This is a genomic window from Actinopolyspora sabaoui (assembly GCF_051225635.1).
Lineage (GTDB): Bacteria > Actinomycetota > Actinomycetes > Mycobacteriales > Pseudonocardiaceae > Actinopolyspora.
Genome location: NZ_JBMIHH010000010.1, coordinates 64,611 through 77,478, shown reverse-complemented (window position 1 = coordinate 77,478; position 12,868 = coordinate 64,611). Strand labels below are relative to the sequence as shown.

The following is a 12,868-nucleotide window of genomic DNA, read 5'->3' as shown; positions in this document are numbered from 1 at the left end:
CATGACAGTGACAATGCCCTCCGCGCTGTCCAGCGCCCGGGAGTCCATCGACACGCAGTTGCGTCACACCGTCGCCGCATTGGATCCGGACACCCGCAGGGTCAGCGAATACCACTTCGGCTGGATCGATGCCGAGGGCGCCGAGGACAACCGACCGGGCAAGGCGTTGCGTCCGGCGCTGGTGCTGCTGTCGGCGCGGGCCGCCAACGGCGACGAACACAGTGCCTGTAGCGGGGCGGTGGCCGTTGAACTGGTGCACAACTTCTCGTTGCTGCACGACGACCTGATGGACGGTGACATCTCCCGCAGACACCGCCCCACCGCCTGGACCGTGTTCGGGCGGTCCGCCGCGCTGCTGGCGGGGGACGCGCTGCTCGGACTCGCCAACGGCGTGTTGCTCGAAGCCGACTCGCCACGGGCGTTGTGGGCGGCTCGTGAACTCTCGGGCACCGTTCGGGAACTCATCGCGGGACAAGCGGCGGATCTGGACTTCGAGCAGCGTACCGAGGTCGGCTTCGATGAGTGTCTGCGTATGGTGGCGGGCAAGACCGCCGCGCTGATCGCGTGCTCCTGCGCCCTCGGTGCTCTGCTGTCGGGAGCTTCCGAACACACCGTCCGACGACTGCGTGGTTTCGGATTCGAACTCGGGATGGCGTTCCAACTCGTCGATGACCTGCTCGGAATCTGGGGGGATCCGGAGGAGACCGGAAAGCCGGTGCTTTCCGACCTGCGTTCCCGCAAGAAATCGATGCCGGTCGTGCACGCGCTCAATTCGGACACCGACGCCGGTCTGTGGCTGCGCGAGCTGTACCGACAACCGGAGGAACCCACCGAGGCCCAAGTGCTTCGAGGGGCGGAACTGCTGCGTTCGGCGGGCTCGGAGGAATGGACCCGGGCCGAGACGGAACGCAGATTGACAGCCGCTCACCGGCAGCTTCGTGATGCCGGGTGTCAGGGAACGACCGAAGGACTGACCGAACTCGCCGATTTCGTTCTCCGGAGGAACCAGTGACCGGATCGCTGCGCCAGAACGGCGACATCCGTCAAGCCGACCAACCCCGAGCCGACGGACCCGTCACCGAGACGATTCCCCCGCCGCAGCCGTCCGCGGCGGACATCGATTCCGAGCGAACCTCGGTACCTCCGCAGCAGGGACGTTCCTGGGAGGAGGCCCTCCGAGCCGGCAGCGATCACCTGTTGGGGCTGCAGCACGAGCAGGGATGGTGGAAGGGGGAACTGCAGACCAACGTGACCATGGACGCCGAGGACCTGATGTTGCGCCAGTTCCTCGGGATACGGACCTCGGCGGAGACCGCCGACGCGGCACGTTGGATTCGCTCCCAGCAGCGCGCGGACGGTACCTGGGCGGCGTTTCACGATGGCCCCGGAGAGCTCTCCACGACCGTGGAAGCCTACATCGCCCTGAAACTCGCGGGCGACGAGGTGGACGCGGAACACATGGTCGCCGCGCGGCGTTGGATTCGGCGCTGCGGCGGCATCGAACGAACCCGTGTGTTCACCCGCATCTGGCTGGCGATGTTCGGCCAGTGGCCGTGGGAGGAACTCCCCGCCATGCCGCCGGAAATCATCATGCTGCCGAGCTGGGTACCACTGAACCTGGCCGACTGGGGCTGCTGGGCACGCCAGACCATCGTCCCGCTGACCATAGTCAGCGCCCTGCGTCCCCGGCGTGAACTGGGAGTCGAGACCGCCGAGCTGCGTACCGGCACGCGCCCGGTGGGGCGGGTGCGCGAGAACGCCGGAACCTCCCGTTGGGAGTCCGTGTTCAACGGACTGGATCGGGCGTTGCACGTGTATCAACGGCACCCGATCCGCGCGCTGCGCGGCCAGGCCATGCGGCGGGCGGCCGAATGGATCGTGGCCAGGCAGGAAGCCGATGGTTCCTGGGGAGGCATTCAACCGCCCTGGGTTTACTCCCTGCTCGCCCTGAACCTGCTCGGCTATCAGCTCGACCACCCGGTGATGCGCGCGGGTGTTCGGGGGCTGGAAGGGTTCCTGGTTCGGCAGGACTCGGAACACGGCAGTCTCCGCAGAATGGAGGCCTGCCAGTCGCCGGTCTGGGACACCGTGCTGAGCATCCAGGCGCTACACGATGCCGGGGTGCCGGACAGTGACCCGGCGATTCGTAACGCCGTCGAGTTCGTCCGTTCCGAAGAGATCACCGTCCGAGGGGACTGGGCGGTACGACGCCCCGAACTACCCGGTGGGGGAGGGTGGGCCTTCGAGTTCGAAAACGACGGCTATCCCGACATCGACGACACCGCGGAAGTGCTGCTGGCTTTCGTCCGTACCGGCCATGTCGAGCAGGACCGCATCGCCGCGGCCGTCGACAGGGGGAGACGCTGGCTACGCGGTATGCAGTCCCGCGGTGGCGGCTGGGCGGCCTTCGACGCCGACAACACGCGCTGGCTGGTGAACAAGCTGCCCTTCTGCGACTTCGGGGCGGTCATCGACCCTCCCTCCGCTGATGTCACCGCGCACGTGGTGGAGGCCCTGGCCCAGCTCGGGGACGCCAACGACCGCGTCGTCCGCGACGGCACAAGGTGGCTGCTCGAACAGCAGGAAAACGACGGTTCCTGGTACGGCCGTTGGGGAGCCAACCACCTCTACGGTACGGGAGCCGTGGTTCCCGCCCTGGTCGAGGCCGGGCTGTCGGCACAGCACTGCGCGCTCACCCGCGCGGCCCGTTGGCTGGAGCAGCGGCAGAACCCGGACGGTGGTTGGGGTGAGGATCTGCGTTCCTACACGGATTCCGCCTGGATCGGGAAAGGGAACTCGACCGCTTCGCAGACCGCCTGGGCCCTGCTCGCACTGCTGGCTCTGGGACGTCACGACACTGATCCGGTGCGGCGCGGCATCGCTTTTCTGGCCGACACGCAACGGGCCGACGGCAGCTGGGCGGAACCGCAGTTCACCGGCACGGGTTTCCCGGGTGACTTCTACATCAACTACCACCTCTACCGGCAGATCTTCCCGGTAACCGCTCTCGGGCGATACCGACAAGCCGTCCACGCCGAATAGGTGCTCGCCATGACATCGGATCTGCTCGTATGCACCCCGCTGCGAGTGGAGGCCCGCGCGTTGCGCCCGCTGGGCGGGAACCGGGTGTGGCGAACCGGATACGGCCACCGACGCAGTGCTCGCTCGGCGGCCGACCTCCCCGGGCGCGAATTCGGTGCGCTGGCCGTGGCCGGGTTGGCGGGAGGACTCAGTCCGGGGTTGCGCAGTGGTGACGTGGTAGTGGGAACCGAGGTGGGCGGCTTGGTGAGCGGTGCGTGCAGGCACTCCCACCGTCCCGAGCTGTTGGCTTACCGGCTGCGTGACCTCGGGCTGCGTGTGTGGCTCGGTCCGGTACTGACCAGCGAGCGGCTGGTTCTCGGTGCGGAGCGTGCCGCCCTGGCACGGGGCGGTGCGCTTGTCGCGGACATGGAATCGGAGGTGTTGGCGACAGCGGTATCGGACCGCCCCGTTGTGATCGTGCGTGTCGTACTCGACACCCGCCGACAACCGCTGCTGGGCCCCGGCTCGCCGGCTCGGCTGTCCGGGGCGCTGCGGCGGTTACGCGCTACCGGTCTCCCGCTGCTTCGCTGGGCCGAGGCTGTGGCGGGACCCGGTTCGCTGGATACTGTCCGTTCTCGCTGAAGCAGAGAGGTGCCGCAATGGGTATCCCGATTCGCCAGGCCGCCAAGGTTGGTGCCTACCTGGTCAAACAAAAGATGCTGCGGCGTAAGAAATTCGCGTTGACCCTCGAACTGGAGCCGCTGTTCGCGTGCAACCTGGCGTGCGCGGGCTGTGGCAAGATCCAGCATCCCGCCAACGTGCTCAAACAGCGGATGCCGGTGGACCAGGCACTGTCCGCGGTCGAGGAGTGCGGCGCACCGGTTGTCTCCATCGCGGGCGGTGAACCGCTGATGCATCCCGAGATCGAGACACTCGTCCACGAACTCGTCAAACGCAAGAAGTTCGTCTACCTGTGCACCAACGCGCTGCTCATGCCGCGCAAGATCGACAAGATCGAGCCCTCCCCCTACTTCTCGTGGGCAGTGCACATCGACGGGCTGGAGGAACGGCACGACGCCTCGGTGAGCAAGCAGGGAGTGTTCGCGCAGGCGGTGGACAACATCAAGGACGCCCAGCGTCGCGGTTTCCGCGTGACCACCAACAGCACCTTCTTCAGCACCGACACGCCCAAGACGGTCATCGATGTGCTGGACTACCTCAACGACGAGCTCAACGTCGACCAGATGATGCTCTCCCCCGCGTATGCCTACGACAAGGCGCCCGACCAGGAGCACTTCCTGGGGGTCGAGGAGACCAGGGAACTTTTCAAGAAGGCTTTCGCCGAGGGGAGGCGCAAGAAGTGGCGGCTCAACCACTCCCCGCTGTTCCTCGACTTTCTCGAGGGCAAGCGTGACTTCGCCTGTACGGCCTGGGCGATCCCCTCGTACTCGCTGTACGGCTGGCAGCGCCCCTGCTACCTCATGGCGGACGGCTACGCACAGTCCTACCGTGAGCTGATCGAGGAGACCGACTGGGAGTCCTACGGTAGAGGAAGAGATTCCCGTTGCGCCAATTGCATGGCACACTGCGGCTACGAACCCACCGCGGTGATGGCGACGATGGGGTCGCTACGGGAATCGCTGCGGGCGATGCGCGGTTGAGCCGCCTGTACGGTGTGTCCGTGGTCACCGGCTGCGGTGTAGCGCTGTGACCCCGGGCTATAATGACACCCGATACGAAGTCCATCGCGCGGCTCGTCGCATTCTCAACAGCGCGATGCAACCGTCCACGGCGTCGGTGCGGGGTACCCCGATCCCGCACGCGCCGCGTGAGGTCAACATGCACAATCCGACGACCGTCCAGCTGGACGGGCTCCGGACTCATCTTTCGCACGCGGGCAAGAAGCTGTTGGAGACCACCCTCGCGCCCTTGGGGTTGTTCTACCTGCTGCTGCAACTGACCGATCTGACGGGAGGACTGCTGGCGGCACTGGGATGGGCGCTGGCGGCAGTGGTTTGCCGACTGGTACTGCGCGCGCGGATCCCCGCGGTGCTGCTGTTGACCACGGCACTGTTGGCAGTGCGTACAGTTGTCGGCCTGCTCTCGCAGAGCGCTTTTCTGTACTTCCTGCAGCCGAGCCTGCAGAACTTCCTGATAGCGGCCGCGCTGCTGGCCACGCTGCCGTTCGAACGAACCTTCCTCGCACGGTTGGCCGACGACTTCTGCGTCTTTCCGCCCGCCTTGATGGGCCACGCCGTACTGCGCCGGTTCTTCCGTCGAGTTTCGTTGCTGTGGGCCGCCGTGTTCATCGCCAACGGGGTCGCCGCGCTCTGGATGCTCGCCGAGCACACGGTGGGGCAGTTCCTGCTGGTGAGCACCATCGGGTCCTATGGACTCGTGGCTTCGGCAGCTCTCGTCTCGTTGTTGTGGTTCCGCAGGGAGCTGCGTGGTCACGGCATTCGACTGCGGATCGGGAACGGGGCCCCCGGGCTGTGGTCCAACGTGCTACGACCGCTCTGGAACCCACTCGGCAGTGGTGTGCGTTGAGTTCAACACGTCCCGAACCCCACGACCGAACTCTTGCCGGGGGGGTCGGAACCTCGCGATCGATCAGCGGTCACCGCCGAACATTGCGTTGAGCCGATTGAAAGTGCCGGGCATACCCCCTTGCAGCCGGGAGGCCACACCCAGCCAACGAGGTACGTAGCTCTCCTGGCTGCCCTGCTCGATCGCTTTCACGATCCGGGAAGCCACCAGTTCGGCCGAGACCTGCCGGGGAAACCCGCGCTCGTAAGCCCTGCCGCGTCGCCGGAAGAACGGAGTGCGTACCGCCCCGGGCAGTACGGTCGTGACTCCGACACCGGTATCCCCGATCTCGTGCCGTACCCCGGTCGCGAAGGCACGCAGTCCCGCCTTGGTCGCCGAGTAGACGGCCTCGTCGCGCACTCCTACGGCGGCGATCGACGACACGAAAACGACGTGTCCACCGCCACGCTGCCGCATATCGGGCAGCAGCAGGCGGGTCAGCTCCAGCGGGGCCGCCAGATTCACGGCGAGCAACCGGTGGACATGCTCGCTCGGCATGGTGGTGAACTCCCCGGCCCAGCCGATTCCGGCGTTGTTGATCAGAACGTCCGTCCCGGCCGCCGCGTCGGCCACCCGGGGGAGCTCTTCGGACAAGGTGAGATCGGCCGTCAACGTCCGCGCTCCGGTCATCTCCCCGACGTGTCGCAGCCCACGTTCGTGGCGGCCAACCAGAATCAGTTCGCACCCCCGTCGCGCCAGCAACCTCGCGGTGGCCGCGCCGATCCCGGAGGATCCACCGGTCAGCAGCACCGTTCGTCCCTCGAGACGGAACCGCATTCGTTCACCTGCCTTACGTGTTCTGCCGGCCGCGGTCGGTGGTTGGGGCGGGAACGCGCGGGTGTGAACCCGGCGGTCCCGTGTTCGGTCGGGGAGTGGTTATCCCCAGGTCACTGTTCCACCATTACCGATGGACTCGTTGTTCTCGATTTCCCGCCGCAACGCCTCACCCCGATGCGTGAGCAACACGATTCCGCCGATGATCGCCACGGCGGCCACTGCCTGGCCCCACAGCACGGCGGGAGTGGAAACCACCGTCTCTCCGAACCAGCCGATTCCGATCGCCACCCCCACCAGGGGGTCCACGGTGGTGATCACAGCGAGCGCGGGAGAGATCAGTTTTCCCTGTTGAAAGGCGTTCTGGCTCAGCAGGAAACCACACGGGCCGACGAGGCACACCGCGTAGAGCACCCAGTGCTGGAACGGTTCGACGAAGCCACCCGCGCGAAACTGGCTCGCCACCACCTTCATCAGCGCAGCGGTCACTCCGTAGATCACCCCGGTCGCCAGTGCCAGTGCGATCACCCGGATCTCGCCGGGGAAACGCGAGGCGGCCAGCAGGCACATCACGGTGATCACTCCGAGCAGTACCGCCAGCGGGATCGCCTGCGGCTCTATGGTCTCGTCGCCTCCCGCGGGGCGCGCCAGCAGCAGGAAAGCGGCGAGACCACTCATGCACCCGAGCGCACCCAGTACAACGATCCGGTCCAGCTTGCGGTGTGCCAGCCAGGCCGCGTGCAGGGCGGCGAACAGCACGCTGGTCACCAGCAGCGGCTGAACCAACATCAACGGGCCGTAGGCCAACGCCACGACCTGCAGGGACAGGCCCACGATGACCGTGCCGACACTGGCCAGCCATATCGGCTTGCGTACCAACTCCAGCAACAGGCGTGGGTTGAGAGTCCGGATACTGGGAACCTGTTTGGTGGCGCGTTGCTGTACAGCGCTGGCCATACCGAAACTCGCGGCGCCGAGCAGCGCCGCCGGAACCGCTATCGCGAACCAACCCCCCGTCGCGGTCAACGTTGCGCTTCCTCACGGGTGGTTCCCGGCCGTGGAGTGGAGTCGGGCGGGCCCTGCAGCTGTTGAAAGCAGGAGCGCAGCTGCTCACGCAACCCGGAGGGAAGCCACTCCAGCCGAGCGTCGGCGGTGATTCCCACACCCACCGTATCGCCCCAGCTGATCAGCCCTATCGCCGTTCCGACACCGGGGGCGAGCGGAAGGATCGGCAGTACCTCGGCCACCAGCGCCCCCCACACCCGTGGCGGGCGACGTGACCCCGGCATGGCGGAGACCAGCGCGTTGAAGAACCGGCGCTGATAGATCGTCCGCACCAGCGGCCGAAGCAGCGGCGTCGGAAGCAGCCCCAGCGCCGCCATGGCGATGCCTGCCGCGGCCGGTTGCCCGTCGTGTTGTCCCGCGGTCAGGCGCTCCGCCACCTCACGCAAGCGCTGCTCCGGTTCCATGGGGCCAACCGGGAGGTCCACCGATACCGCCACGGTGTGGTTCCCGAACATCTCCGCCGTCGATGCTTCCCGAGGTGAACGTGTGGTACGCGGCACCATCACCCGCACGTGCTGTCCCGGGGTGGTGCCGGTTCGTTCCGCGAGCGTACGGTGCAGCGCCTCGGCGGTCAGACCGATCAGCAGCACACTGCTGGGGATCCCGCGAGCGCGTGCCAGTGCGCGTACTTCGCTGTTGGGTAGCTCCACGGTGTCGAACACCCGGCCGGAGGTGCTGTCCCCGTCCAGCGGGCTTCGCGGCGCCGGTCCCGCCGTGGCCAGTTTCCACAGCCCTCGCGCCACGGTCAGCGCGGTACGCCCCCGGGAGGCGAGGGCACGGCGTGCTGCCCCCGCGGCTTTCCGTTCGTCGCGCGGGGGCGTCGAATCCCATTCCCATTCGTCGCCGCTGTCACGCAGCAACCGCACCAGGGTGTTCGTGATCGCGATGCCGTCACCCAGCGCGTGGTGCAACTTCGCGAGGAGCAACGTTTCGGTGTCCGTGCGCAACACCCTCAGTTGCCAGGGAGGGCGATCCGTCGGTATCGCGGCGGTGAAGAACTCCCGTAGTGCCTCGTCGCGTTCCGGGGCGGTGCGGTGATCCAGATGCCGCCCCGGCTCGATATACCGAACGGTGTGCCATCGCGGGCCGTGAGCGCCCCGTTGGACCAGCGTGTTGCGCAGCATCGGCAGCGAGCGGGCACGTCGTTCGATCAGCTCGGCAAGGTGGCCCGCCCACTGTTCGGCGGTTCTCTCCTCGGGCGCCTCCCGCAGTCGCAGCACGGCACCGGTCTGCTGGGGTACTACCGCGTCCGCCGCGTGCACGAAGAAACGGTCGGAGGAGCGCAACCGGCGTGCGCCGCGGTGCCTGGGCAGTTCGGCCAGGGCGGCCACCTGCGCGGTGAACTCACCCGCCGTGGCCTGTCCCAGGACACGCTGTTCGGCGCGTCGCAGTCGTTCGGGACCGCTGGTGAGTTCGTGCAGCGTGGCCGACAGCGATTCGGAGGTCGGGCACAGTTCCGCCAGGCCCGCTCGTGCCATGAGCTCCGCGTTGGCTCGACCGTGCCCGGCGATCGGTTCGAACATGAGCACCGTGCGGCCACAGGCCATGGTCTCCAACGCGGTGGCGCCTCCCGCGTTGGAGATCACCACATCCACCGCGGCCGTCAGGCCCGGCATGTCGTCGCACCAACCCAGCGGCAACAATCTCCGCTCGGTGCTGTCACGCTCCGCGAGGCGCGCACGCAGCTGCTCGTTACGGCCACACGCCACGATCACCCGGTCGACGTGGGGTTCGGCCAGCGCCGCGTCCACGGCGCGTTCCACCGAACCGAACGACAGGGAGCCGCACGCGATCAGAACCTGGAACCCCTCGGTCGGCATGCCCAGTGACCGCCGAGCCTCCTCCCTGTCACGAGGACGGAACTCCGCCGAGACGGGAGGTGCGCTCACGGCCGCCGTGGCGTCGGGTTGCGCACGGTGCAGTGCTCGCAGGCTGGCTTCGCTCATCACGTAGTGCAGATCGATCTCCGGGTACACCCAGAACGGGTGCGGGCAGAAGTCCGAAATCACGGCCGAAACCGGTTTTTCCAGCTCGCCCCGGCGACGTAGCCGATCCAGCCCGGCTGTGGCCATCGGATAAGTCGAGATCACCAGGTCCGGTTCCCACTGTCGGATTCGCCTGCGAAGCGGTGGTCCGACCCAGGCGCCCACGAAACGGCGAGAAGCGGTGGCGAACCAACGCCATCGCCACAGCGCCTCGTAGAACAGGTCGTACAACCACGGGGTGGACTCCACGTTTCGTACATAGATCCAACGGAACAGTGGTCCGACCCCCGGGCCCATCATCCGTAACGTGTCCAGACGCGCTGTTTCGCATCCGGGCCAGAGCCGCCGCGCCGCCTCCTCGACGGCACGGGCCGTCGCGTTGTGCCCCTCACCGATATCGGCACTGACCAGCAGTACTCGTTCCGGGGAGCGACCGTTCGGGTGGTGGGAGGTCACCGGCCAAAGTCCTTCCGTGTTCTCGATCTCTCGTGATGGGGGCAACGGCGCTGTTACCGGGCGACTCACCGGAAGCACGCACCGTCCTTCTCCGCAAGACCGTATCGCCCTTGGACACGTTTGGCGATCAGGAAGTAGCAGTGAGTCGCGAAAGTTTCGCCGTTCCGTCCGGAACGGATCAGTCCTGCGGCGGTAACTCCGCCACAGGGGTCACGTCGTGTCCCGCCCTGCCGACCCCGGCGGCGCCGCCGGGTGAACCGAGTCCCGTCACATCGAAGAACTCGGCGTTGAACGTGGTGTATTCGGCCCATTCCTCCGGTACGTCGTCCTCGTAGTAGATGGCTTCCACCGGGCACACCGGTTCGCACGCTCCGCAGTCGATGCACTCGTCGGGATGGATGTAGAGCATCCGCTCTCCCTCGTAGATGCAGTCCACCGGACATTCGTCGATGCAGGACCTGTCGAGTACGTCCACACACGGCTGAGTAATTACGTAGGTCACGAGGAGCTCTCCCGTGCCGCGAGGAAGCGATTCCGCCCGCTACGCGTACCCGGAAATGGCGTGTTCGATGCCGATCGGAGATCGACCACCGGGATCGGGGGGCGCGATTGATACGTTGTCCGGGTCGGGATTCCGGGCAGCTCCGCCGTCGAACGGTCTTCGGGGTGCCCTCGAGTGAGCGTGAGGAATGAGCAGGACATCCAAAGGGGCGCGTTCGCGGGAGCAGCGTCAGCAGCAGCTCGTCGACTACGTGCTGGAACGTGGTTCCGCGAGCGCGGCCGAACTCGCCGATCTCGTAGGCGTGAGTCTGATGACCGTGCACCGTGATCTCGACGAACTGGCCAGGCGCGGGCTGCTGCGCAAGTTTCACGGTGGGGTCTCCGCACAACCCTCCACCGTCTTCGAGGGCAGCTCGGAGTACCGGATGGGAGCCAACCGGGAACTCAAGGACGCGATCGCCAGGACGGCGTTGCGGCTGGTCGAACCCGGCGCCTCCATCCTGCTCGACGACTCCACCACCGCGCTGACGCTGGCCGGGCTGTTGGGGGGTGTGGGGCCGCTCACGGTCGCCACCAACTACCTGCCCGTCATTCAGGAGCTCAAGTCCCTGCCCGACGTGCACCTGATCTGCCTCGGTGGCAATTACTCGGCCACCCACGACTCCTTCCTGGGGCTGCCCTGTATCGAAGCGGTGGGAGCGTTGTCGGTGGACATGGCCTTCGTGTCCACCTCGGCGATGAACGCGACGATGACCTTTCACCAGGAGCACGAGCTGGTGCAGGTCAAACGGGCCATGCTCGCCGCGGCGGCCACCAGCGTCTTGCTGATGGATTCGAGCAAGATGCCACGCAAGGCACTGCACCGCATGGCTCCGCTGGGTGACTACGACAAGCTCGTCGTCGACGACGGGGTCGACCCCGAACTGCTCGCCGCCGCCGGTGATGTGATCGATGTGGCCGTGGCTCCCACCGGAAACGTCTGACCCTGTGTTCGGGCAACCACGCCGGCTCGGAGTGAGCCCCGCGCGCGGCAAACCGACACGCTCGAAGAGTGCCCACCGTCGTTACCGAGGCGCGTTACCCGCCCGCGGAGCGCAACATCTCGGCGAGATCGGGAGGGAGCTGCGCGACGGTGTCCTCGACCTCCTCCCCGGGGAGCCAGTACAGCAGCACTGCGAACACCGCCTCGACCCGCCGTTCCACCACATCGAGATCGACGGTGTCGATCTCACCGCCGATCCGCTCGAGAAAGGTCTCCTGGTCGAAGGCGACCGCCTGGCCCCCGAACCGGTGCAGCTCTTCCTGCAGTTCCGGGGGCAGTGCCGGAGCGAAATCGTAGAGCTGTCCCGCGGCAAGTCGCTCGGAAAGCGCGTGTAACGAGGCACGCGTCAGTCGGTCGGCCTCCGTGTCGTCGGGCAACTCGGCCCGGTGCCGAATTTGCTCCAGGAAGCCGGCCATGGTCGGACCGGCCGGTTCCGAGTGGGTCATCCTCCAGTCCTTCCGCCTGCTGTGATCGTTCAGCGGTTCGTGCTCGGTTCGTCGGAGATCGAAACCTCCGCGGCGGGGCCCGGTCGAAAAGCACGAGCGTCGCCGCATCACTCGGTCGTGTTCGGACAGTCAGGGACGACGCGGTGAACGCTCAGCGTCGCCTTGCCAGTGTGATTCCGTCGCTGATCGGCAGCATGGTCAACTCGACGCGATGGTCCCGCAGCGCGTACCGGTTGAATTCGTGGATGGCGTGGGCGCTCTCGTCCTGTCGCTCGTGGAGCACTCGCCCACCGGCCAGCACGTTGTCCACCACGATGAAGCCCCCTGGGCGGGTACGCGGGACGATCTCGTTCCAGTACGCGATGTAGCCGGTCTTGTCGGCGTCGATGAAACTCAGATCGATCACGGCCGCGTTCTCCAACGCGCGCAGCGTGTCCAGCGCCGGGGCCAGCCGTAGCTCGATGCGTTCGGACACGCCCGCCCGGTGCCAGAAGTGCCGTGCCACATCGGTGTACTCGGTACTCACGTCGCAACACAACAACCGGCCGTCCTTGCTGAGTCCGCGCGCGATCGCCAGTGCCGAATAACCGGTGAACGTCCCCACCTCCACCGCGTACTCCGCCCGAATCGCCTTGGCCAGCAGCGTCAGCAGCGAAGCCTGTTCCGGCGAGATCTGCATGTCCGCGCTGTCGGGCAGCAACCGCTGGGTGTCCTCGATCAGTTCCCGCTGCAGGGGGTCCGGGCGTGCTCCGTGTCGCAGCAGGTAATCGTGCAGTTGTTCGTCGAGCTGGGCCGACTTGCGAGTCACGCCGCCGACGCTACCCGTACAACCCCGCTCCGCAACTCATCGAAGTTCCCGGCGCCTCTCCGCCGAGTGATCCTTTCGGAACCGCCCGCGCCGAAGAACGCCGGTAACCGTGCGGCGTGGACGAGGACTCGCGTCTCCGGCGCGCTGTTCCTGGCTCGCGTAGCGCAACAGGGCTGTTTACGCT

General features: G+C 66.8%; 12 protein-coding genes. 6 read left to right on the top strand and 6 right to left on the bottom strand.

Translation table 11 applies throughout. The annotated features are described in order from the left end of the window. The first annotated feature begins 1 nt into the window (after position 1). The 5 genes from ACOQFL_RS18415 (at position 2) to ACOQFL_RS18395 (ending at position 5,568) form a co-directional block, all read left to right on the top strand. Positions 2 to 1,012 carry a polyprenyl synthetase family protein gene (locus tag ACOQFL_RS18415; protein WP_435545426.1) on the top strand — a complete coding sequence of 337 codons (1,011 nt, stop codon included), beginning with the start codon at positions 2 to 4 and terminating at the stop codon, positions 1,010 to 1,012. A 104-nt stretch (positions 1,013 to 1,116) separates the two neighbouring features. Next, positions 1,117 to 3,042 carry a squalene--hopene cyclase gene (gene shc / locus ACOQFL_RS18410; RefSeq protein ID WP_435545544.1) on the top strand — a complete coding sequence of 642 codons (1,926 nt, stop codon included), beginning with the start codon at positions 1,117 to 1,119 and terminating at the stop codon, positions 3,040 to 3,042. Between the two features lie 9 nt (positions 3,043 to 3,051). Next, positions 3,052 to 3,663, top strand: a complete 612-nt coding sequence (locus ACOQFL_RS18405) for a phosphorylase family protein (protein ID WP_435545425.1) — start codon at positions 3,052 to 3,054, stop codon at positions 3,661 to 3,663. Between the two features lie 17 nt (positions 3,664 to 3,680). Next, complete coding sequence (gene hpnH, locus ACOQFL_RS18400; RefSeq protein ID WP_435545424.1) at positions 3,681 to 4,682, top strand: adenosyl-hopene transferase HpnH; 1,002 nt, start codon at positions 3,681 to 3,683, stop codon at positions 4,680 to 4,682. A gap of 115 nt (positions 4,683 to 4,797) precedes the next feature. Then, entirely contained in the window at positions 4,798 to 5,568 is a 771-nt protein-coding gene (locus ACOQFL_RS18395) for a VC0807 family protein (protein WP_435545423.1), read from the top strand. A 63-nt stretch (positions 5,569 to 5,631) separates the two neighbouring features. On the opposite strand, the gene ACOQFL_RS18390 is transcribed toward ACOQFL_RS18395, so the two are convergent. The 4 genes from ACOQFL_RS18390 to fdxA form a co-directional block, all read right to left on the bottom strand. Next, a complete protein-coding gene (locus ACOQFL_RS18390) occupies positions 5,632 to 6,384 on the bottom strand; it encodes an SDR family NAD(P)-dependent oxidoreductase (protein WP_435545422.1) in 753 nt (250 codons plus the stop codon). Positions 6,385 to 6,483: 99 nt separating this feature from the next. Then, on the bottom strand, positions 6,484 to 7,407 hold the full coding sequence (locus ACOQFL_RS18385) for a DMT family transporter (protein WP_435545421.1): 924 nt from the start codon (positions 7,405 to 7,407) through the stop codon (positions 6,484 to 6,486). Next, positions 7,404 to 9,887 (bottom strand): WS/DGAT domain-containing protein, encoded by a 2,484-nt coding sequence (locus tag ACOQFL_RS18380; protein ID WP_435545420.1) that lies wholly within the window; start codon positions 9,885 to 9,887, stop codon positions 7,404 to 7,406. Before ACOQFL_RS18380 ends, ACOQFL_RS18385 begins: the two co-directional genes overlap by 4 nt. A gap of 178 nt (positions 9,888 to 10,065) precedes the next feature. Beyond that, entirely contained in the window at positions 10,066 to 10,389 is a 324-nt protein-coding gene (fdxA, locus tag ACOQFL_RS18375; RefSeq protein WP_435545419.1) for a ferredoxin, read from the bottom strand. Between the two features lie 187 nt (positions 10,390 to 10,576). Here fdxA and ACOQFL_RS18370 point away from each other — a divergent pair, with 187 nt between their 5' ends. Beyond that, a complete protein-coding gene (locus ACOQFL_RS18370) occupies positions 10,577 to 11,371 on the top strand; it encodes a DeoR/GlpR family DNA-binding transcription regulator (protein ID WP_435545418.1) in 795 nt (264 codons plus the stop codon). 94 nt (positions 11,372 to 11,465) lie between these two features. Here ACOQFL_RS18370 and ACOQFL_RS18365 read toward each other — a convergent pair whose 3' ends face one another. After that, positions 11,466 to 11,876, bottom strand: a complete 411-nt coding sequence (locus ACOQFL_RS18365; protein ID WP_435545417.1) for a DUF2267 domain-containing protein — start codon at positions 11,874 to 11,876, stop codon at positions 11,466 to 11,468. 151 nt (positions 11,877 to 12,027) lie between these two features. Beyond that, positions 12,028 to 12,684, bottom strand: coding sequence for an O-methyltransferase (locus ACOQFL_RS18360; RefSeq protein ID WP_435545416.1), 657 nt, complete (start codon positions 12,682 to 12,684; stop codon positions 12,028 to 12,030). Positions 12,685 to 12,868: the final 184 nt, after the last annotated feature.